Origin of the sequence: Nocardioides zeae (assembly GCF_030818655.1) — a bacterium.
Classification (GTDB): domain Bacteria; phylum Actinomycetota; class Actinomycetes; order Propionibacteriales; family Nocardioidaceae; genus Nocardioides; species Nocardioides zeae_A.
Genome location: NZ_JAUTAN010000001.1, coordinates 1,202,931 through 1,223,698, shown reverse-complemented (window position 1 = coordinate 1,223,698; position 20,768 = coordinate 1,202,931). Strand labels below are relative to the sequence as shown.

At 73.1% G+C, this 20,768-nt stretch carries 21 protein-coding genes; 7 read left to right on the top strand and 14 right to left on the bottom strand.

What is annotated here, in order from left to right; genetic code table 11:
- Positions 1–9: 9 nt before the first annotated feature.
- The 5 genes from QE405_RS05840 to QE405_RS05820 all read right to left on the bottom strand — a co-directional run bounded on the left by QE405_RS05840 (position 10) and on the right by QE405_RS05820 (position 6,019).
- Positions 10–2,037, bottom strand: a complete 2,028-nt coding sequence (locus tag QE405_RS05840; protein ID WP_307199271.1) for a sensor histidine kinase — start codon at positions 2,035–2,037, stop codon at positions 10–12.
- Between the two features lie 4 nt (positions 2,038–2,041).
- A complete protein-coding gene (locus QE405_RS05835; protein ID WP_373459482.1) occupies positions 2,042–3,145 on the bottom strand; it encodes a potassium channel family protein in 1,104 nt (367 codons plus the stop codon).
- Positions 3,146–3,523 (bottom strand): hypothetical protein, encoded by a 378-nt coding sequence (locus QE405_RS05830; protein ID WP_307199269.1) that lies wholly within the window; start codon positions 3,521–3,523, stop codon positions 3,146–3,148. It lies immediately after the preceding gene.
- 5 nt (positions 3,524–3,528) lie between these two features.
- Positions 3,529–4,539, bottom strand: a complete 1,011-nt coding sequence (locus tag QE405_RS05825) for a YihY/virulence factor BrkB family protein (protein WP_307199268.1) — start codon at positions 4,537–4,539, stop codon at positions 3,529–3,531.
- A 79-nt stretch (positions 4,540–4,618) separates the two neighbouring features.
- Positions 4,619–6,019, bottom strand: a complete 1,401-nt coding sequence (locus tag QE405_RS05820) for a cation:dicarboxylate symporter family transporter (protein WP_307199267.1) — start codon at positions 6,017–6,019, stop codon at positions 4,619–4,621.
- 148 nt (positions 6,020–6,167) lie between these two features.
- On the opposite strand from QE405_RS05820, the gene QE405_RS05815 reads away from it, so the two are divergent.
- Both QE405_RS05815 and QE405_RS05810 read left to right on the top strand, forming a co-directional pair.
- The gene (locus QE405_RS05815; RefSeq protein ID WP_307199266.1) at positions 6,168–7,835 is read left to right on the top strand and encodes a sensor histidine kinase; all 1,668 of its coding nucleotides are present in this window, start codon (positions 6,168–6,170) and stop codon (positions 7,833–7,835) included.
- The gene (locus tag QE405_RS05810; protein WP_307199265.1) at positions 7,832–8,506 is read left to right on the top strand and encodes a response regulator; all 675 of its coding nucleotides are present in this window, start codon (positions 7,832–7,834) and stop codon (positions 8,504–8,506) included. The genes QE405_RS05815 and QE405_RS05810 overlap by 4 nt, the downstream gene beginning before the upstream one ends.
- Before the next feature lie 34 nt (positions 8,507–8,540).
- Here the strand turns inward: QE405_RS05810 and QE405_RS05805 are convergent, their stop codons facing one another.
- Positions 8,541–9,974, bottom strand: a complete 1,434-nt coding sequence (locus tag QE405_RS05805; protein WP_307199264.1) for a glycine hydroxymethyltransferase — start codon at positions 9,972–9,974, stop codon at positions 8,541–8,543.
- A gap of 440 nt (positions 9,975–10,414) precedes the next feature.
- Here QE405_RS05805 and QE405_RS05800 point away from each other — a divergent pair, with 440 nt between their 5' ends.
- The 4 genes from QE405_RS05800 to QE405_RS05785 all read left to right on the top strand — a co-directional run bounded on the left by QE405_RS05800 (position 10,415) and on the right by QE405_RS05785 (position 13,947).
- The gene (locus QE405_RS05800) at positions 10,415–12,136 is read left to right on the top strand and encodes a nitrite/sulfite reductase (RefSeq protein WP_307199263.1); all 1,722 of its coding nucleotides are present in this window, start codon (positions 10,415–10,417) and stop codon (positions 12,134–12,136) included.
- A complete protein-coding gene (locus QE405_RS05795) occupies positions 12,129–12,344 on the top strand; it encodes a hypothetical protein (protein WP_307199262.1) in 216 nt (71 codons plus the stop codon). Before QE405_RS05800 ends, QE405_RS05795 begins: the two co-directional genes overlap by 8 nt.
- The gene (locus tag QE405_RS05790) at positions 12,341–13,081 is read left to right on the top strand and encodes a phosphoadenylyl-sulfate reductase (protein ID WP_307199261.1); all 741 of its coding nucleotides are present in this window, start codon (positions 12,341–12,343) and stop codon (positions 13,079–13,081) included. The genes QE405_RS05795 and QE405_RS05790 overlap by 4 nt, the downstream gene beginning before the upstream one ends.
- 122 nt (positions 13,082–13,203) lie before the next feature.
- Positions 13,204–13,947: a sirohydrochlorin chelatase gene (locus QE405_RS05785; protein ID WP_307199260.1), complete on the top strand. Its 744-nt coding sequence runs from the start codon at positions 13,204–13,206 to the stop codon at positions 13,945–13,947.
- Positions 13,948–14,106: 159 nt separating this feature from the next.
- Here the strand turns inward: QE405_RS05785 and QE405_RS05780 are convergent, their stop codons facing one another.
- The 8 genes from QE405_RS05780 to QE405_RS05745 all read right to left on the bottom strand — a co-directional run bounded on the left by QE405_RS05780 (position 14,107) and on the right by QE405_RS05745 (position 20,105).
- Positions 14,107–14,475 carry a DUF3037 domain-containing protein gene (locus QE405_RS05780; protein WP_307199259.1) on the bottom strand — a complete coding sequence of 123 codons (369 nt, stop codon included), beginning with the start codon at positions 14,473–14,475 and terminating at the stop codon, positions 14,107–14,109.
- 8 nt (positions 14,476–14,483) lie between these two features.
- Positions 14,484–15,152, bottom strand: a complete 669-nt coding sequence (locus QE405_RS05775; protein WP_307199258.1) for a hypothetical protein — start codon at positions 15,150–15,152, stop codon at positions 14,484–14,486.
- 93 nt (positions 15,153–15,245) lie between these two features.
- On the bottom strand, positions 15,246–16,094 hold the full coding sequence (locus QE405_RS05770) for a PPK2 family polyphosphate kinase (RefSeq protein WP_307199257.1): 849 nt from the start codon (positions 16,092–16,094) through the stop codon (positions 15,246–15,248).
- 41 nt (positions 16,095–16,135) lie between these two features.
- Positions 16,136–16,744, bottom strand: coding sequence for a regulatory protein RecX (locus tag QE405_RS05765; RefSeq protein WP_307199256.1), 609 nt, complete (start codon positions 16,742–16,744; stop codon positions 16,136–16,138).
- A gap of 1 nt (position 16,745) precedes the next feature.
- Positions 16,746–17,783 (bottom strand): recombinase RecA, encoded by a 1,038-nt coding sequence (gene recA, locus QE405_RS05760; RefSeq protein ID WP_163770529.1) that lies wholly within the window; start codon positions 17,781–17,783, stop codon positions 16,746–16,748.
- A gap of 215 nt (positions 17,784–17,998) precedes the next feature.
- Positions 17,999–19,321, bottom strand: a complete 1,323-nt coding sequence (locus tag QE405_RS05755; protein WP_307199255.1) for an MFS transporter — start codon at positions 19,319–19,321, stop codon at positions 17,999–18,001.
- Positions 19,318–19,512: a DUF3046 domain-containing protein gene (locus QE405_RS05750; RefSeq protein ID WP_307199254.1), complete on the bottom strand. Its 195-nt coding sequence runs from the start codon at positions 19,510–19,512 to the stop codon at positions 19,318–19,320. The genes QE405_RS05755 and QE405_RS05750 overlap by 4 nt, the downstream gene beginning before the upstream one ends.
- Positions 19,509–20,105, bottom strand: a complete 597-nt coding sequence (locus tag QE405_RS05745; RefSeq protein WP_307199253.1) for a DinB family protein — start codon at positions 20,103–20,105, stop codon at positions 19,509–19,511. The genes QE405_RS05750 and QE405_RS05745 overlap by 4 nt, the downstream gene beginning before the upstream one ends.
- Before the next feature lie 122 nt (positions 20,106–20,227).
- Between QE405_RS05745 and QE405_RS05740 the strand changes: the two genes are divergently transcribed.
- Positions 20,228–20,758 carry a GNAT family N-acetyltransferase gene (locus tag QE405_RS05740; RefSeq protein WP_307199252.1) on the top strand — a complete coding sequence of 177 codons (531 nt, stop codon included), beginning with the start codon at positions 20,228–20,230 and terminating at the stop codon, positions 20,756–20,758.
- The last annotated feature ends 10 nt before the right edge of the window (positions 20,759–20,768 follow it).

The following is a 20,768-nucleotide window of genomic DNA, read 5'->3' as shown; positions in this document are numbered from 1 at the left end:
CCGCGGCCGTCAGCCCTCGACGGCGTCGCGCGCGCCCGGCAGCACGACCTCGATCCGCGTGCCGCGGCCCGCGGGGTTGTCGCGCACGGCGATGGCCCCCTGGTGGCGGTCGACGATCCGCCGGCAGATGGCGAGGCCGAGCCCCGTGCCGGAGTACGCCGAGGCGTGGGCCCGGTAGAACTGCTGGAAGACGAGGTCCTTGCTGTCGTCCGGAATGCCGACCCCGTTGTCGGTGACCGCCAGGAGCACGGCGCCGTCCTCGGTGGCGTGCCCGTCGACGACGACCCGGGCGGGCTCCCCGGGCACCACGTACTTCAGGGCGTTGCCGACGAGGTTCTCGAACAGCTGGCGCAGCATGTTCTCGTCGCCGTGCACGACCGGCAGGGCCTCGACCCGGACCGCGCCGCCCGCCTCTCGGCCGGCCACGATGTCCTGCACCAGCGCCGTCATGTCGATGTCGACCGCGTGCAGCTCGGCGTCACGGCTGGTGGCGTGCTGGAGCAGGTGGCGGATCAGGCTCTGCATCCGCCCCGAGGCCGACTGCACCTTGTCCACGACCTGCCGCACGAGGGCGCCGTCGGCCGGGTCCCCGTCCTCGATCTCGTCGGCGAGCAGGGCGACCCAGCCGTCGATCGTGGCCAGGGGGTTCTTGAGGTCGTGGGCGACCACGCCGGCGAAGGCGGCGAGCTCGCGGCGCTGCAGCTCCTCCGCGGTGACGTCGCGGGCGACGACGACGGCGCGGGGCGGGAGGTCCTCGTCGCGGGGCAGCGGCGTGGCCGTCACCTCGACGAGCAGCTCCGTCGAGCCGTCCGCCATGCGCACGAGGATCCGCTCCACCACGTCCTCCCCCCGCAGGGCACGCGTCGAGGGCATCCGGTCGGGCGGCAAGGGCCGGCCCGCCAGGTCGTGGAGGGTGAAGGACCCCTCCTCGCCGATCACGGACGCCCCGGGGTTGCGCAGCAGCACCCGGTCCTCGCCCTCGAGGACGAGGACACCCTCCGGCATCGTGTCGACCATCGTGCGCATCAGGGAGAACTGGCGCTGCGCGTCGGCCTGGGCGTGGCGCACCTCCCGCAGCAGCTGGCGCCGCTCGTCACGACCGACCCCGAGCGTCAGGGCGGCGACGATGACGACGCACACGTAGAGCTGGGCGAGGACGGCCCCCATGCGCGGGTCGTCCGTGACGGCGAACGGGCCGCTGCCCTGGAGGGTGCACACGACGACCGTGATGCCGGCGAGCACGCCGTGCACCGCCGCGGTCGCGGTGGAGAAGCGGAGGGCGACCCACCCCGTCACGATGAGGAGGGGGAACGCGAGCGGGAGCGAGTCGGGGACGAAGGCGAGGCCGTAGAGCGCCACCGAGGCCACGACGAGGGCGGCCAGCTCCCAGGGACCGCCCTGGTCGGCGGGCTGGTCGGCGGCCCGGCCGTCGGCGCGGTCCCCGCGCCGGACGGCCCAGGCACGACCGACGACGAGCGCGGGCGGCACCACGAAGACGCCGCCGGCCACGGCGCGGCCCACCAGGAGCGCGCCGTCGAGCGGTCCCGGGGCGGCACCCTCGACCAGCAGCCCGAGCACGGCGACGAGCCCACCGGCGAGGCCGCCGGCCGCGACTGCACCGACCAGGTGGAGCAGGTCGCGCGAGCTGTCGACCGCCTCCCCGCCGCGGCCGACCCCCCAGACCTCCGGGCACCAGCGACGGAGCAGCGCCGCGGTGAGGGCGACCTGGGCGACGACGCCGAGCAGCAGCGCGACGCCCACGACGACCGACAGGCCGGAGAGCAGGACGACGGCCAGCAGGAGCGCGGTGAGGGCCAGCCCGTCGAGGCTGATGATCGAGACCCGGCGTGACAGGAGCCACAGCACGGCGACGCCCGCCGACGGCACCACGAGGGACGGGGCACCCGGCTCCGTCGCCGTGAGCCGGCCGAGCACCGTCAGGCCCGCCACCAGGACGGCCCACAGCGGCAGCCACCGCAGGCCCCGGCGATCGGCCGGGCGCACGAGCGGGCGAGCGACCTGCTCGCTGGTCACCACGGGCTCAGTCCTCCGCCGACGCGGACGCCTCGCCGTGGGTGCCGGGTCGCGGTGCCCACGCCAGCTCCTGGGCCGGGCGCACGACGATGAGGTGGTCGCCGCGCGCGAGCTGCGTGACGACGGGGTCGAAGTAGCGGTAGACGCGCTCGTCGCGGACGACCGCGATCACCTGGTCGGGCAGCGACTGGGGCGCCTTGCCGACCTCCGTCACGAGCAGGTCGCGCTCCGCGACCTCCAGCCCCTCGCCGTACGTGAGCAGGTCCTCCATGACGGAGCCCAGCGCCGGCGACAGCGACGACAGGCCGAGGAGGCGACCGACGGCGTCGGACGAGGTGATGACGGAGTCGGCGCCGCTCTGGCGCATCAGGGGCACGTTCTCCTGCTCGCGGACGGCCGTGACGATGGAGGCCTCCGGGTTGAGCTGGCGGACCGTGAGCGTGGCGAGCACGTTGGTGTCGTCGCGGTCGGTGGTGATGACGACCTGGGTGGCCTCCGCCACCCGGGCGCGGCGGAGCACGTCGCGGCGGGTGGCGTCGCCGATCACGATCGCCAGCCCGTCGGCGTGGGCGTCGTCCATCGCGGTCTGCCGGGGGTCGACGACCACCACGGCGTCGCGGTCCCAGCCGTTCTGCACCAGGGTGTCGACGGCGCGTCGGCCCTTCGTGCCGTAGCCGATGACGACGACGTGCTCGGCCATGCGCTTCCTCCACCTGTTGACCCGGAACATCTCGCGACCCTGCGAGGCGAGGACCTCCAGGGTGGTGCCGATGAGCAGCACCAGGAACCCGACGCGCGCGGGCGTGATGACGAACGCGTTGACGAGCCGCGCCTGCGTGCTGACCGGGGCTATGTCCCCGTACCCAGTCGTGCTCAGCGTGACCGTCGTGTAGTAGAGCGCGTCGACCAGGTCGACGGCCCGGGTGGGGTCGTTGTTGTCGGTGTAGCCCTCGCGGTCGACGTACACCAGCAGCACGGTGCCGACGAGGATGCCGATGGCGGCGCCCAGGCGCTTGAGGAGCTCGAACCACGGCGAGCGCTGCCGGTCGGGGAGGGCGACCCGACCGGCGGCCGCGGAGTCGTGGGAGGGGCGGTCGGGCACGGTGGAAATCTAGTCGACGAGGTCGCCGTAGATGAGGACGTTCGCCGAACCACGGTCCCCGCTCGGCGGGTCGTCGGTCAGCCGGACCGTCACCTCGAAGGCGTCGCCGGCGCGCGGGGTCGCCGCGTCCTCGGGGCGCATCCAGTAGCCGCACAGCTCGGCGTCGTCGCCCTCGCCCCGCACGTCCTCGCCCGCGGCGCCGGGGAGGTCGGCGAGGTCGCCGCCCCGCAGGCAGAGCTCGTTGGTGCCGGCGTCGAACGACGCCACCTCGGCACGGACGAGGTCGGTGGGCCCGGAGGTCACGACGACGCCCAGGAGGTAGCCGCCACCCACGCACACGAGCGCTCCGACGGCGACCACGGAACGGGGCAGGTGCACGTTCGACACGCGCGTCAGTCTCCCACGACGGCGTCCGCGCCGGCCCGGCGGGAGCGCAGCAGGCGGGCGAGCTCGCGGCGCGCCGTCGCCGTCACCGTCTGGGGGAAGACCTCGTCGAACGCGGCGTTCACCGCGGCGCCGATGAGCACGGCGATGGCCAGCAGGTAGAGCCAGATCAGCACGTAGATCGGCGCGGCCAGCGGACCGAAGATCGAGCTCGACTCGGCCGACGTCACCGTGAGCCCCCACCGCAGCGCGGCGGAGCCCAGGACCCAGCAGGCGAGCGCGAAGACGGCACCGGGCAGGTTGAAGGTCCACTTCGTCCGCACCGGTACGGCGACGTGGTAGAGCGTCGCGAGGAAGCAGATGCCGAGCAGCAGGACCGTCGGCCAGTAGAACTCCAGGAGGAAGGCCAGGCGCGGTGGGGCCAGTCGGGCGAGGAGGGTCGGGCCGGCCACCACGAGGGGCAGCGTCACCGCCCCGATGACCAGCCCGAGCAGGTAGAGCCCGAAGGAGAGGGCGCGGGTGGCCACGATCCCCCGCTTGCCGCCGAGACCGTGCATGATCGTGATGGTGTCGACGAAGACGTTGAGCGCCCGCGACCCCGACCACAGGGCCAGCACGAAGCCGATGGAGATCACGTCGAAGCGCCCGCCCTCCAGCACCTCGTCGATCGTCGGCACGACGATCCGGTCCACGGCCGCGTCCGTCAGCGCCCGTGACGAGAGCTCGACGACGAAGGAGCGCACCTCCTCGACCTCCGCCTGGGAGAAGTGCTCCGAGACGTAGCCGATCGCACCGGCCAGCGCGAAGACGAGGGGCGGCACCGACAGGATCGCGAAGAACGCCGCCTCCGCCGCCAGGCCGGTCACCCGGTTCCGCAGGCAGGCGCCCACCGTCGTCACGACGAGGCGCCACAGCAGGTGCCGCGCACGGGCGAGCCGCGCACGGCGGGTCGGGCCCGGTCGGCCCGGTCGGCCCGACCGGCCCGAGCCGTCCGCGGCGGGAGCGGTGGGCGCGGTCATGCAGGAAACCGTAAGGGGCCCGGGACCGATCGTGTCGGTCCCGGGCCCCGTGGGCCTGTCCCCGTGGGGTGGGGGGAGATCAGGCGCGGCTGAGCACCTTCTCCTGGGCGACGCGGGCGGCCTCGTCGTCCGGCGAGTCGGCCGGCTCGGTGGCGCCGTGGTCGTCGACCATCGTCGACTCGTCGAACGGGATGGCGCCCGAGATCGCGCCCTTGTACTGCTCGCGGTCGAGACCGCCGGTCCAGTGGCCGATGAGCACCGTGGCGACGGCGTTGCCGGCGAAGTTCGTGACCGCGCGGGCCTCCGACATGAAGCGGTCGATGCCGACGATGAGGCCGACGCCGTCGACCAGCTCGGGGCGGTGCGAGCTGAGGCCGCCGGCCAGCGTCGCCATGCCGGCGCCGGTGACGCCCGCGGCACCCTTCGAGGCGATCATCATGAAGACGAGGAGCGAGACCTGCTCGCCGATGCTCAGCGGGTCACCCATCGCGGAGGCGATGAACAGCGAGGCCATCGTGAGGTAGATGGCGGTGCCGTCGAGGTTGAAGGAGTAGCCCGTCGGGACGACCACGCCGACCGTGGACTTGTCGACGCCCGCGTGCTCCATCTTGGCGATGAGGCGGGGCAGGGCCGACTCGGACGACGACGTCGAGACGATGAGCAGGAACTCGCGGCCGAGGTACTTGAGCAGGGCGAAGATGTTGATGCCCGCGGCGACCTTGAGGAGCGTGCCGAGGACGACGAAGACGAAGAGCGCGCAGGTGATGTAGAAGCCGATCATCAGCACCGCGAGCGACTTGAGCGCACCGAGGCCGGTCGCGCCGACGACCGCCGCGATCGCGGCGAACGCGCCGACCGGCGCGGCCCACATGATCATCGCGAGGATGCGGAAGACCAGGCGCTGGATGTGGCCGACGCCCTTGATGATGGGCTCGCCCGCCTTGCCCATGGCCTGCAGGGCGAAGCCCACGAGCAGCGCCACGAACAGCGTCTGCAGCACCTCGCCGGAGGTCAGCGCCGAGACGAGCGACGTCGGGATGATGCCGACGAGGAACTCCATCGTGCTGCCGTGGGAGGCGTTGCTGGCGATCTCCGCGCCGGACGCCGCGACCTGGTCGTTGACGACGAGGCCCTCACCCGGGTGCAGGAAGTTGCCGACCGCCATGCCGATGGCCAGCGCGAAGGTGCTCATGCCGATGAAGTAGCCCAGGGCCAGGCCGCCGACCTTGCCCACCTTGGCGGCGCTGCGGATGGAGCCGACACCGAGGACGATCGTGCAGAAGATGATCGGCTGGATCATCATCTTGATGAGGGCGACGAACGCCTTGCCGATGGGCTCGAGCTCGACGGCGAAGTCGGGCACCACGGCGCCGACCAGGATGCCGAGCGCCACGGCCACGATGACCGCGATGTAGAGGTAGTGGGTGCGGGCGTTGCTCTTGCGCTTCTGCGCCGGCGCTGCCGAGGTGCTGCTGCTCATGGTGGAACTCCTGTCTGGGCCCGCTGCGTGAGGGGGACGTGGGTCACACCTTCGTTGCGTTCGTGACCGCGGTCACCGTTGTGGTCGTTGTGTTCGCGACCACATCCGGACGTCCCCGGACACGCACCCGTGCGGCACAATGCGCCGCATGACGCGGCGACGGGACCCAGGCTCGGGACGGGAGCTCTCGGTCGCCGGTCAGGTGCTGGCGCTGCAGGTCGTCGCCATGCTCGTGCTCGTGGCGGTCGCGGTGGGGCTCGCCGTCGTGGACGCCCGCTCCGACAACCGGGAGAACGCGGAGAACCGTGCCGTCGCGGTGGCGGAGTCGCTCGCCGACTCCCCCGCGGTCGCCGCTGCGGTGGTGGGCGACGACCCCAACGCGGCCCTCCAGCCCTGGACGTCCGAGGTGCAGGACGACGCGGCCGTCGACTTCGTGACGATCATGGGCCTCGACCGCATCCGCTTCACGCACCCCAACCCCGCCGAGGTGGGCCGCCGCTTCGTGGGCGACGTCGGGGACGCGCCCGAGGGCCGGGTCTTCGTGCAGGAGTACGTCGGCACGTTGGGCCCGTCCGTCCGCGCCGTCGTGCCCGTGTTCGCCGGGGGCGCGACGGGCGACGGCACCGAGGTGGTCGCCCTGGTCGCCGTGGGCGTGAGCATCGACCGGATCTCCCAGTCGGTCCAGGGGGACCTCCTGTGGATCGGGCTGGCCGCCGCCGCGGTGCTCGGTGTCGGCCTGGCCGGGGCCGGCCTGGTGGCCCGACGGCTGCGCCGCCAGACCCACGGCATGGGCGAGCGTGAGATGACGCGCATGTACGAGTACTACGCCGCGGTCCTCGGCGCCGTGCGCGAGGGCCTGCTCCTCGTCGACGGACAGGGCAGGGTCTCCCTCGTCAACGACGAGGCCCGCCGGTTGCTCGACCTCCCCCGCGACGGCGTCGTCGGTACGCCGCTGCGCGAGCTCGGCCTGCCGCCGGGCCTGGTCGCGGCCGTGTCCGAGGGGCGCGTCGCGAGTGACGACCTCTACGTCACGGGCGACAAGGTGCTGGTCGTCAGCTCCTCATCCGCGCGCTGGCGCGATGCGACGGTGGGCTCCGTGGTCACCCTCCGCGACCGGACCGACCTGCAGACCGTCACGGGCGAGCTCGACGTCGTGCGCGCGCTGTCGGAGTCGCTCCGGGCGCAGAACCACGAGGCGGCCAACCGGCTCCACACCGTGGTCTCCCTCGTCGAGATGGGGCGCCACGAGGAGGCCGTCGACTTCGCCACCGAGGAGCTGCAGGTGGCCCAGCTGCTCACGGACCGGGTCGTGGCCGCGACCGGCGACCCCGTGCTCGCCGCGCTGCTGCTCGGCAAGACCGCCGAGGCCGCCGAGCGCGGCGTCGACCTGCGCCTGGGGGGCGCCGTGCCGGCCGACCTCCCGGTGCCGCCCCGCGACATCGTCACAGTCGTGGGCAACCTCGTCGACAACGCCCTCGACGCGCTGGCCGAGGTGCCGCCGAGCGCGGACCGCGTCGTACGCGTCGTGTTCCACCCCGGCACCGCCGGCCCCGGCACCCTGCAGGTGGTCGTCGACGACTCGGGCCCCGGCCTCAGCGAGGAGGAGGCGGCGCACGCCTTCGAGCGGGGGTGGTCGACGAAGGCCTCGGCCGACGCGCAGGGTCCGGGACGCGGGCTCGGCCTCGCCCTGGTCGCGCAGGTGGCCCGGCGGCACGGCGGCGACGTGGCGGTCGGCGCCTCGCCGCTCGGCGGCGCCTCCTTCACGGTGGACCTGGCCCCGGCCGGCTCCCGCGTGACGGCGGTGACGGGGCCGTGACCGTCCGGGTGCTGGTCGTCGAGGACGAGGCGACGGCGGCGCAGGCGCACGCGGCGTACGTCGCCCGCGTCGACGGCTTCGAGGTGGCCGCCGTCGCCCGCTCCGCCGCGGAGGCGGCCCGGGCGTTGTCCCGCGAGCAGGTGGACCTCGTGCTCCTCGACATGCACCTGCCGGACGGGCACGGCCTGGGCCTGGTGCGGGGCATGCGCGCCGCAGGCCACCTGTGCGACGTCATCGCCGTGACCTCGGCGCGGGACGCCGACGTGGTGCGGCAGGCCGTCGCCCACGGGGTGGTGCTCTACCTGCTGAAGCCGTTCACGTTCCCGACGTTCCGGGCGAAGCTCGAGCAGTACGCCGCGTACCGCGCCTCGCTGGCCTCCGGGGGCGAGGTGGCGCAGGAGGAGGTGGACGGGCTGCTCGGCTCGTTGCGCTCGCCGAGCGCCGGCACCGTCCCGAAGGGGATGAGCGCGGAGACGCTGCGCGACGTCACGCAGGCGGTGCGCGCAGCGGACGCCGGGGTCTCGGCGACCGAGGTCGCCGAGCGGGTCGGCGCCTCCCGCGTCACGGTACGGCGCTACCTCGAGCACCTCGCCGACACGGGCCGGCTGGAGCGGGCGCCGCGGTACGGCGGGACCGGACGCCCGGAGGTCGAGTACCGCTGGCGGGGCTGAGCGACCGCCCCGCCAGCGGCACCGGTGGACCGGCTCAGGCGAGCTCGAGGCCCGGGTAGAGCGGGTGCTTGCCGAGCAGCTCGGCGGACGCGGCGTGGGTCCGCTCGGCGACGCCGTCGGCGAGGACGTAGGACGCCTTGGACGGGGCGCCGGCCTTCGTGGTGCCGGGCTCGGTGCTGCGCAGGACGTCGACGACGAGGTCCGCGACCCGGTCGAACTCGTCCTTGCCGAAGCCGCGCGTGGTGAGCGCCGGCGTGCCGAGGCGGATGCCGGAGGTGTACCAGGCACCGTTCGGGTCCGCCGGCACCGAGTTGCGGTTGGTGACGATGCCCGCGTCGAGCAGCGCCGACTCGGCCTGGCGGCCGGTCAGGCCGAAGGACGAGACGTCGACCAGCACGAGGTGGTTGTCGGTGCCGCCGGTGACGAGCGTGGCACCGCGGCTGAGGAAGCCCTCGGCGAGCGCCTGGGCGTTGTCGGCCACCTGCTGGGCGTAGGTCTTGAACTCCGGCCGGCGGGCCTCGGCCAGCGCCACGGCCTTCGCGGCCATCACGTGCGGCAGCGGGCCGCCGAGCACCATGGGGCAGCCGCGGTCGACGCTCGGGGCGTACTCCTCCGTGGCGAGGACCATGCCGCCGCGCGGGCCGCGCAGCGACTTGTGGGTGGTCGTGGTGACGACGTGGGCGTAGGGCACCGGGTTCTCCTCGCCGGTGAACACGCCACCGGCGACGAGGCCGGCGAAGTGCGCCATGTCGACCATGAGCGTGGCGCCGACCTCGTCGGCGATCTCGCGCATCTTCGCGAAGTTCACGCGGCGGGGGTACGCCGAGTAGCCGGCCACGAGGATGAGGGGCCGAAACTCCTTGGCCTTGGCACGCACGGCGTCGTAGTCGAGCAGGCCGGTCTCGGGGTCGGTGCCGTACTGCTGCTGGTGGAACATCTTGCCGCTGATGTTCGGGCGGAAGCCGTGGGTGAGGTGGCCGCCGGCATCGAGGTTCATGCCGAGGAGCCGCTGGTTGCCGAGCTCGTTGCGGAGCTCCTCCCAGTCGGCCTCGGTGAGGTCGTTGACGTTCTTGGCCCCGGCCTTCTCGAGCCACGGGCCCTCGACGCGGTGGGCGAGGATCGACCAGAAGGCGACGAGGTTGGCGTCGATGCCGGAGTGCGGCTGCGCGTAGGCGTACTCGGCACCGAACAGCTCGCGCGCGTGCTCGGCCGCGAGGGACTCGACGGTGTCGACGTTCTGGCAGCCCGCGTAGAAGCGGTGACCGACCGTGCCCTCGGCGTACTTGTCGCTGAGCCACGTTCCCATCGTCAGCAGCACGGCCGGCGAGGCGTAGTTCTCCGAGGCGATGAGCTTGAGCGACGCGCGCTGGTCCGCCAGCTCGGCGCGGGTGGCGTCGGCGACGCGCGGCTCCACCGAGGCGATGACCTCGAGAGCCTGGGAGTAGGTGCTGCTGATCAGGTCGGTCATGGGCGTCAGCGTAATGAGCCCGTGACCTACCGTCGATTCGTCGGACAAGGCGGGCCTCGGAGGTCACGGAGCTGTGACCTGGGCCTCAGGACGTCCGTGAAATCCCTGCTGGCGGCGCCTGTTGTCCGAATTGTGGACGCCGTTCTCACATCATGAGATCTGCGGTTGTGGGGAGGCCGTCCGCAGGATGAGACTCCTGCCCATGATCTCTGCTGCGACGCACGCGTACCTCGTGGTTCGACGCCACGTGGACCTCATGCGCACGCGCAGCTCCATGTGTTGGCCTTCCTGACTCTCCTCGTCCGCGCTGCTCCCGCCCCGTCGCCCGAGCGCGCACCGACCCCGAACCCGTTCGGGTCGTAGGCAGGCCACCATCCCCCGCGCCGTACCGGCGTGAGCGCTGCCCGCGGTCCGGCAACCCCCGCGAAGGACAGACTGCAGTGAACTCCCCGGCAACTCCCGCCCCCCGCGCCACCACCCGCCGCAAGCGCGGCGAGGGCCAGTGGGCGCTCGGCTACACGGAGCCGCTGAACAAGAACGAGCAGTCCAAGAAGGACGACAACCCGCTCAACGTGCGGGCGCGGATCATCAACATCTACTCCAAGCGCGGCTTCGACTCGATCGACCCGGCCGACCTGCGCGGCCGCTTCCGCTGGATGGGTCTCTACACGCAGCGCGCCCCCGGCTTCGACGGCGGCAAGACGGCCACCCTCGAGGAGGAGGAGCTCGACGACCGCTTCTTCATGATGCGGGTCCGCTCCGACGGCGCGCTGCTCTCGGCCGACGCGCTCCGCGCCCTGGGTCGGGTCGGCACCGAGTTCGCCCGCGACACCGCGGACGTCACGGACCGCGAGAACATCCAGTACCACTGGATCCGCGTCGAGGACGTCCCGACCATCTGGGAGATCCTCGACGAGGCGGGGCTCGACACGCTCGAGGCCTGCGGCGACTCGCCCCGCCCGTTCCTCGGCTCGCCGGTCGCCGGCGTCGCCGAGGAGGAGATCATCGACGGCACGAGCGCGCTCGAGGAGATCAAGCGGCGCTACCTCGGCGACCCGGCGTTCTCGAACTTCCCCCGCAAGTTCAAGACCGCGCTCACCGGCCACCCGGGCCACGACGTCTCCCCCGAGACCAACGACGTGTCCTTCGTCGGCACCGTGCACCCGGAGCACGGCCCCGGGTTCGACCTGTGGGTCGGCGGCGGCCTGTCGACCAACCCGATGCTCGCCCACAAGCTGGGTGTCTGGATCCCGCTCGACGAGGTGCCGGACGTCTGGGAGGGCGTCGCCAGCATCTTCCGTGACTACGGCTACCGCCGCCTGCGCTCCAAGGCCCGGCTGAAGTTCCTGCTGGCCGACTGGGGGAAGGAGAAGTTTCGCGAGGTGCTCGAGACCGAGTACCTGAAGCGCGAGCTGGTCTCCACGCCCTCCCCCGAGGTCCCGGTGCGGCCCGCCGACCACATCGGCGTGCACCGCCAGAAGGACGGCAAGTTCTACATCGGGCTCGCCCCGACGGTCGGTCGGGTCTCCGGCACCATCCTCACCGCCCTCGGCGACCTCGTCGAGGAGTACGGCGCGGCCGGAGCCCGGCTGACGGCGTACCAGAAGATCGTCGTGCTGGGTGTCGACGCCGACCAGGTCGAGGCGTTCCTGGACGCCGCCGCCGCGATCGGGCTCGACGGACGCCCGTCGAACTGGCGCCAGAACACGATGGCCTGCACCGGCATCGAGTTCTGCAAGCTGGCCATCGTCGACACGAAGGACCGCGGTCGCGACCTCATCGCCTCGCTCGAGCAGCGGGTCCCGGACCTCGACGTGCCGATCACCGTCAACATCAACGGCTGCCCGAACGCCTGCGCGCGCACCCAGGTCGCGGACTTCGGGCTCAAGGGCCAGCTGGTGCTCGACGAGCACGGCGAGCAGGTCGAGGGCTTCCAGGTGCACCTCGGCGGCGCGACCGGCCTCCACGCCAACTTCGGCCGCAAGCTGCGCGCCCACAAGGTGACCAGCGCGGGGCTCGACGACTACATCACGGCCGTCGTCACGGCGTACCTGGACGAGCGGGAGCCCGACGAGAGCTTCGCGACGTGGGTCGTGCGCGCCGACGAGGCCCGCCTGCGCGGCGAGGTGGCCGGTGCGGAGAAGGAGGTGGCCCGTGTCTGAGCGCGCCGCTCCCTACCACTGCCCCTACTGCGCCGACGAGGACCTGCGGCCGCACGAGGTGACCGACCCCGAGACGCGCCAGGTGTCCTCGCCCGCCGGAGCGTGGGAATGCCGCGCGTGCCTCCGCGCTTTCACCCTGCGCTACGTCGGCCAGCTCGCCCGCCCCGCGGGCGTCGGCTCGACCTCGTCGAAGGGAGCCTCCGCATGATCGCCACCAGCGCCGCTCGCGCCAACCGCGGCAGCGAGACCGCCGGCCGCACGTCCGAGGAGCTGCGCGAGATCGTGCAGAACGTCGGTGCCGAGCTCGAGCTGGCCCCCGCCGAGAACATCCTCGAGTGGGCGTTCGCGACCTTCGGGGAGCGGTTCTGCATCACGTCCTCGATGGGCGACGCGGTGGTCGCGCACCTGGCGGCCAAGGTCGCCCCCGGCGTCGACGTCGTCTTCCTCGACACGGGCTACCACTTCGCGGAGACCATCGGCACGCGCGACGCCGTCGCGGCGACGATGAACGTCAACGTCATCACGATCGAGCCGAAGCAGACCGTGGCCGAGCAGGACGCGGAGCATGGTCCCGAGCTGTTCAAGCGCGACCCCGACCTGTGCTGCGCGCTCCGCAAGGTGGAGCCGCTGCGCACGTCCCTGGACGGGTACGACGCGTGGGCCACCGGCCTGCGCCGTGCCGAGACGAAGAACCGTGTCATCGCCCCGGTCGTCGGCTGGGATGCGAAGAAGAAGAAGGTCAAGGTCTCCCCGATCGCACGGTGGAGCGACGAGGACGTCGACACCTACATCGCGGAGAACGGCGTGCTGGTGAACCCGCTCGTCTACGACAACTACCCGTCGATCGGCTGTTGGCCGTGTACGCGTCGTGTCGCACCCGGCGACGACCCCCGGAGCGGTCGCTGGGCCGGCACGAACAAGACGGAGTGCGGCATCCACATGTGATGCCGGCTCCGGCCGTCCCGCAGCACCTGCACGGCGCGCTCACCCGGATCGAGCGCGCCCCTCGACCTCAGCACCACCTCCACCGGGCCGTGTCGGCCCGGAGCCCCAGGAAGGAGGCCGTCATGGCCGCCCCTGCACTCATCGCTCTCGCCCACGGCAGCCGGGACCCCCGCTCGGCCGCCACCATCAACGCCCTCGTCGCCGAGGTGCGCGCCCAGCGTCCCGACCTGCGCATCGAGTCCGCGTTCCTCGAGCTCGCCAAGCCGGACTTCCACACCGTCGTGGACCGTCTGGTCCGCGCCGGCCACGAGGAGATCGTGGTCGTCCCGCTGCTGCTCTCGGACGCCTACCACGCCAAGGTCGACGTCCCGGCGGCGATCGCCGAGGCGACCGCCCGGCACGAGGGCCTCCGGATCCGCGCCGCCGGGATCCTCGGCCTCGAGACCGCGTTCCTGCAGATCCTCGACGAGCGCCTGCGCTCGGCGCTGCGCTCCGCCCGGGTGCGGGAGCTCGACGCCCTGGTGCTCGCCGCCGCGGGCTCGAGCGACGCGCTCGCCAACCAGGCCGTGGCCCGTCTGGCCCGCGTCTGGGGAGCCCGCCACAAGCTGCCGGTGACCGCCGCGTTCGCGTCCACCGCTCCCCCGGCCACGGGCGAGGCCGTGCGGGCGTTCCGCGCCGAGGGTCGCCGGCACATCGCCGTCGCCTCGCTGTTCCTCGCACCCGGCTTCCTCGCCGACCGGTCCGCGGAGCTCGCGCTCGAGGCCGGCGCCGTCGCGGTGTCCGACCCGCTCGGCGCCCACCCCGAGGTCGCCCGCACGATCCTCGCCCGGTACGCCGTCGGCGCCGTCGAGCTCGTCCCCGTCTGAGCCCTCGGCCCCTCCCGCGTCCACAACGACGAAGCGGCACTTTCCCCGGTCGACCGGGGAAAGTGCCGCTTCGCGTATCAATGTTGATGGTCTAAGTGGCGTGTTCCCCGGTCGACCGGGGAAAGTGACGTCGCCTCGTCCTCGGGCTGAGGTGGAGGGTCAGACGGCGTGGGCCAGCAGGCGGCGGAGGTCGGAGGCGGGGTCGGTCGTCGTACCGCCGTGCACCGGGCCCGGCTGCACGACCGTGCTCCGCGGGGCCTTGAGGAAGCCGAAGCGGGTGCCGATCGGATGGGCACCCGCGGAGCCGCCGCGGTCGTCGCCCGCGCACACGCCCGCCACGAACTCGAGCGAGCGGCACAGCGCCGCGAGGTCGAGCGACGGGAAGGCGGCGCCGAGCCGCGCCTCGTCCACCGCCCACGCGACGTCGAGGAACCGCGCCTCCTCGCAGTAGAGCACCACGCCGACGTTGAGGAACTCCTCGCGGTCGACCCGCGGGACGCAGCGCAGCACCACGTACTGGTAAGGCATCGCCGCGCTCATGCCGCTGCCCCCGGGAGCCAGGAGCGGGAGCCGAGCCGGGCGCCGAGGAAGCGCACGTACGCCGCACGCACCGCCTCCGCGTCGTCCGCACCGGGCACCGGCTCGAGCCACTCGTCGGGCACCTCGGCGGCGATCGCCGCGAGGGCGTCCTCGTCCAGTACGGCGCGGGCCGCGTCATCGACGGCCGGCAGGTCCCCGACGTGGTCGGCGAAGACGTGGTCGGCGATGCTCCACGGCTGGGCGGCGAACCGCGCCGGGTCGGTGATGCCGCCCGCCCAGGCGTGGTGGAAGTAGAGCGAGGCGCCGTGGTCGATGGCCCAGACGTCGCCGTGCCAGCGCAGCAGGTTGGGGTTGCGCCACGAGCGGTCCACGTTGGCCGTGAACGCGTCGAGCCACAGGATGCGCGCCGCGGCGGTCGCGTCCTGCGGCTCCGCGTGGTCGAACCCGAAGGCCCCTGGCAGGAAGTCCACCCCCAGGTTGAGCCCGACGCTCGCGCGCAGGAGGTCCTGCACCTCCTCGTCGGCCTCGTAGCGTGCGAGGTCGAGCGCGAGGTCGAGCGCCACGAGCCGCGGGGTGCGGATGTCGAGCCGGCGGGCCAGGCCGCTGACGAGGACCTCGGCGACGAGCACCCGCAGCCCCTGTCCCGCGCCGCGGAACTTGCACACGTAGGTGCCGAGGTCGTCGGCCTCGACGACGCCCGGGAGGCTGCCGCCCTCGCCGGAGGGGCGTGACGTAGCGCGTGACGTGCTGGACCGGGATCATGCCAGCGGGTCCTGCTCCGTGAGGCGGCGACGCTGCTCGTCGGGGTCGAACGACGCGGACGGCCAGTGCAGGTCGAGCGCGCGGAGCTCGTCACGGAGCAGCTGGGCGACGACGAGGTTGCGGTACCACTTCGAGCCGGCGGGCACGACGTACCACGGCGCGTCCTCGCTGTGGGTGCGCTCCAGGGCGATCTCGTAGGCCCGCTGGTAGTCCGCCCAGAGCGCGCGGTCGTCGATGTCGGCGGGCGAGAACTTCCAGTGCTTCGTCGGGTCGTCGAGGCGCGCCAGCAGACGCTCCTTCTGCTCGTCGGGCGAGATGTGGAGCAGCACCTTCACGATGCGCGTGCCACCGGCCCGCAGACCTGCCTCGAAGTCGTTGATCGCGCCGTACCGCCGCTCGACCTCCTCCGGCGACGCGAGCGACCGGACCCGCGCGACCAGCACGTCCTCGTAGTGCGACCGGTCGAAGACGCCCACCTGGCCCGGGCCGGGCACCTTCCGGGCCACGCGCCACAGGAAGTCCTGGGCGAGCTCCTCGGGCGTGGGGGCTCCGAAGGACGCCACCCGCACGCCCTGCGGGTCGAGCAGCCCGAACACCTTGCGCACCGTGCCGCCCTTGCCCGACGTGTCCATGCCCTGGAGGACGAGCAGCACGCTCGGCGCGTCGTCGCCCGCCGAGCGGCCGGTCGCGACGAGGCGCTCCTGGAGGTCGGCCAGCTCCTCGGCCACCGCGGCCAGGGCGTCCTTGCCCGCGGCCTTGCCGCCGTCGAACCCCGGCGATCCGGACGTGGGGTGGGACGTGAGGTCCACCGGACCCGGCTGCACGCGGAAGGAGGAGAGGTCCACCCGGCCACTATCCCATCCGCCACCCGGCGGCCGGGCAGCGCTCAGTCGGTCTCGCCGGCGCCGTCGAGCGCATCGACGTCGTCGCCGCGCGCGGCCAGCTCCTCGCGCACCACGCTGTAGGCCGTGCCCGGCGCGTATCCCTTGCGCGCGAGCATGCCGACCAGGCGACGCGTGGCCACGGGTGCCTCGAGGCCGCTCATCGAGCGCAGCTTCTTGCGCACCAGCACGCGCGCGGTCTCCGTCTCGTCGTCGGGCTCGACCTCGGCCAGGGCCTCCCGTGCCACCTCGTCGTCCACGCCCTTGCGGCGCAGCTCCTGTGCGAGCGCCCGTCGCGCCAGGCCCTTGGCGGAGCGACGGCCCTCGACCCAGGTGCGGGCGAAGGCCGCGTCGTCGACGAGCCCGACCTCCTCGAAGCGGTCGAGCAAGCGGTGGGCGACCTCCGCGGGGACGTTGCGTGACGCGAGCTTCGTCGCCAGCTCCTGCCGGCTCCGCGCACGACCCGTCAGCTGGTCGAGCAGGATGGTGCGCGCCACCTGCTCGACATCGGCGTCGGGGACCGCGGCCGCCTCGTCCTCCGGCGGCGGCGCCCAGGGGTCATCCCCCGGGGCGCCGGTGCCGGGTTCGTGCGATCCGGCCGCTCGGGCCGTCATCTCAGAAGTCGTCGACGCCGAGCGGCTCGGCCGGCTGGTCGACCTGCGGGCCGACGCCGAGCTTCTCGAGGATCTTCTTCTCGAGCTCGTCGGCCAGGTCGGGGTTGTCGCGCAGGAAGTTGCGCGCGTTCTCCTTGCCCTGGCCGAGCTGGTCGCCGTCGTAGGTGTACCACGCACCCGCCTTGCGGACGAGGCCTGCCTCGACACCGACGTCGATCAGGCCGCCCTCACGGCTGATGCCCTTGCCGTACATGATGTCGAACTCGGCCTGCTTGAACGGCGGGGCCACCTTGTTCTTCACGACCTTGACGCGGGTGCGGTTGCCGACCATGTCGGTGCCGTCCTTCAGCGTCTCGATGCGACGGACGTCGAGGCGGACCGACGAGTAGAACTTCAGCGCGCGACCACCGGTCGTGGTCTCGGGCGAGCCGAACATGACGCCGATCTTCTCGCGCAGCTGGTTGATGAAGATCGCGGTGGTGTTGGCGCCGTTGAGGGCACCGGTCATCTTGCGGAGCGCCTGGCTCATCAGGCGGGCCTGGAGACCGACGTGGCTGTCACCCATCTCGCCCTCGATCTCGGCCTTCGGCACGAGCGCCGCGACGGAGTCGATGACGATGAGGGACAGGGCACCGGAGCGCACCAGCATGTCGGCGATCTCGAGCGCCTGCTCACCCGAGTCGGGCTGGGAGACCAGCAGGGCGTCGGTGTCGACGCCGAGGTTCTTCGCGTATTCCGGGTCGAGCGCGTGCTCGGCGTCGATGAACGCCACGATGCCGCCGGCGCGCTGGGCGCTCGCGACCGCGTGGAGCGCCACCGTCGTCTTTCCGGACGACTCCGGACCGTAGATCTCCACGACGCGGCCGCGCGGGAGGCCGCCCAGACCGAGCGCGACGTCGAGCGCGATGGATCCCGTGGGGATGACCTCGAGCGGCGCGCGGGTGTCGTCGCCCAGCCGCATGATCGAGCCCTTGCCGAACTGCTTCTCGATGCTCGCGAGCGCCGTGTCGAGCGCCTTGCCGCGGTCTGCACCAGCCATGGTGTGTCCTTCCCTCCGGGCTCCGCCCGAGTCGTTCGATGGCCGGCGGCCACCACGTGAGTTCATGGGCACGACGTTAGGCCGAGCCACTGACAACCCTGAGCGCCGCGCGACGCCTGGGGAGAACTCGACCCGATCGTGTGCCTGTGGACAGCAAGCGTAGACGAACACGTGTTCGACGGACGACTCCGCCGCTCGGCGTGTCGCGACGCGCCTCAGGTCGGATCGTGCCCCTCGTCGGACCGCGCCGCTCCCGCCCGTACCGTCACCGCGGCCGCACCGAACAGCGCGAGCACCAGCACCGCGGCGCCCGCCGCCAGCCAGCCGAAGCCCCACGCCCCGACCACGACGCCCGCGAGCGCGCCGCCGACGGCGGCGGTCAGGCCCATGACCATGTCGGAGGCGCCCTGCACGTCCGTGCGCGCCTCGAGCGGCGTGCCGTCGGCGATCGCGGTCGACGCCGCCACCGTCGCGAACGACCAGCCGAGGCCGAGGAGGAACAGGCCGGTCGCGATGTGCCAGGAGTGACCCTCGGGCGACGTCCCGGCCAGGCCCAGCGCGACGAGCAGCACCGCCGCACCGATCCCCAGGGCGGGACCTCGTCCTCCGCGGTCGGCCACGAGGCCGACGAGCGGCGAGAAGGCGAACATGCCGAGCACGTGGATGCTGATGACCAGGCCGATCACGTCGAGCTCCGCGCCGCCGTGCTCCATGTGCAGCGGCGTCATCACCATCACGGCGACCATCACCGCGTGGGCGCACGCGAGGGCCACCACCGCGGCGGTCACCGCGGGCCGGGTCGCGAGCACCTCCCGCACGACCGCCCAGTCGATGCCACGGCGGCGGACCGGCGCGCTCCCCGCGGTGCCGGCCGCGAGCCGCCGCGCCGTCAGCAGCGGGTCGGGGCGGAGGCCCACCCCCACGACGAGCGCCGCCAGCAGCATCGCGACCGCGCCGATGACGAAGGGGCCGGTCAGCTCGGGCACACCGATGCGGCGGGCGATCCATCCCGAGACGCCCGTCAGGTTGGGGCCGGCGACCGCGCCGACGGTCGTCGCCCACACCACCAGCGACAGGGCCCGCCCGCGCCGCAGGGGCGCGGCCAGGTCGACCGCGGCGTACCGCGACCCGCTGTTCGCCGCCGTCATCGCGCCCAGGAGCGCCGAGCCCACGAGCAGGAGCGCCATCGACCCGATGACCCCCGCGACGACGGCGAGCGCCGCGCCCGCGGCCCCCGTCAGCATCCCCGCGAGCAGCCCCACGCGGCGTCCGCGGGAGGCCATGAGACCGGCGAGCACGTACGCCGCGGCCGCGGCCCCGACGACCTGGGCGGTCTGCGCGAGACCGGCCTGGGCGTCCGAGCCGGACAGGTCGCGGGCCAGCAGGCTCGCCGTCGCGATGCCGATGGTGATGCCCACGGCGCCGACGGCCTGGGCCAGCACCAGGACGACGACCGTGCGTCGCTGGATCCGCGCGGCGTCGTCAGGCCGGTCGGGGAACGGCGTGGTCGGGGCGACGGCGTCCGAGCCCGCGGTCACCGCTCGGACTCGGGCAGCTCGAGCGTGCGGTGCACGACGGCCCACACGGTCTTGGGGTCCTCGCCCGCCTCGAGCGCCTCGACCGCGGTGCGGTTGCCGAGCGCCGGCATCACGTGGCTGTTCGCCCAGGCCCGGGTCCGCCCGGGACCGATGGCGGACTCGAGGCGCGTCCAGAACTCGGTGTGCCTCACGCCGCGCCACCGCCCGGCACGGGCGCGCCGACGTCGTGGAGGTGGTGGAGCACGTCGTGCAGGTGGTAGCGCGCCAGCGTCGTCACCGTGAAGGCGGACCCGTTGCTGCGCAGCCCGCGACGTCCGGCGTCCTCGGGACGGACGCCGGCGTAGCGCTCCGCCACCCGCGCCGACGCGGCCGCGAGCTCCTGCGCCACGTCGCGGGGGTCCTCGAGGTCGTAGCGCCCCGACTCCGCGGCCGCGTCCTGGTCCCAGCTGGCGAAGGTCGCGCCCTCGTCGCCGGGCGCGGCCAGCACCAGGGCCAGGCGGTCGTCGAAGACCCGGTGCACGTCGCGGACGTGCGCGGCGTACTCCGTCGTGGACCACACCCCCGGCCGCGGGCGTCGCCGGAGCCGATCCGGGTCGGTCCCCGGCCCGTCGAGCACCGTGGTCCACGTCGCGGCCGCCGCGGCGAGCAGGTCGGGGACGGCAGTCAGGGGAACGGCTCCGGCGGCGACGCCGCAGTCGGGGCACGCGCGGTCCAGCACCCAGGTCCAGTCCTTGGTGTCGGCGTCGGCTGCGACGAAGGGCTCGTCGGTGGTCACCTCACTCACGCGGGCCATGATCGCAGGGGCGGACCACGCCGGGGAGCGCGGAGGCTGCCAACGAGCAGCGGGACACTGCCGACGCAGCCCCCTTGCGGGCCGCCGCGTCGGCTCGGGGGCAGAATGCCCGGATGGACGACTACGCGACGCGGTCCGCCCACGAGCACGACCTCCCCCGGATCTCGGCGATCTACAACCACGCCGTCGAGCACTCCCTCGCGACGTTCGACCTGGAGCCCCCCGACCGGGAGTACTGGCGGCAGCGCCTCGACGGCCAGCACCCGGGCGACCACCTCATCGTCGCCGTGGACGGCGCCGACGACGTCGTCGGCTACGCCTACTCGTGGTCGTTCCGACCGCGTCCCGCCTACGACCTGACCCGCGAGACGTCGATCTACCTCGACCACTCCGTCCGCGGGCGCGGCATCGGGCGGCTCCTCTACCCCGCCCTGCTGCAGACCATGGCCGTCTCGGGTGTGCACACCGCGATCGCGGCCGTCGCCCTGCCGAACCCCGCGAGCGAGCGGCTGCACGTCGCGTGCGGTTTCACCAAGGTCGGGGAGTTCAAGGAGGTCGGCAACAAGTTCGACCAGTGGATCGACATGGCGTTCTACCAGCGGATGCTCGTCAACATGCCCACCGGGGACGCGATCCTGGACTGATCCGCGCGGC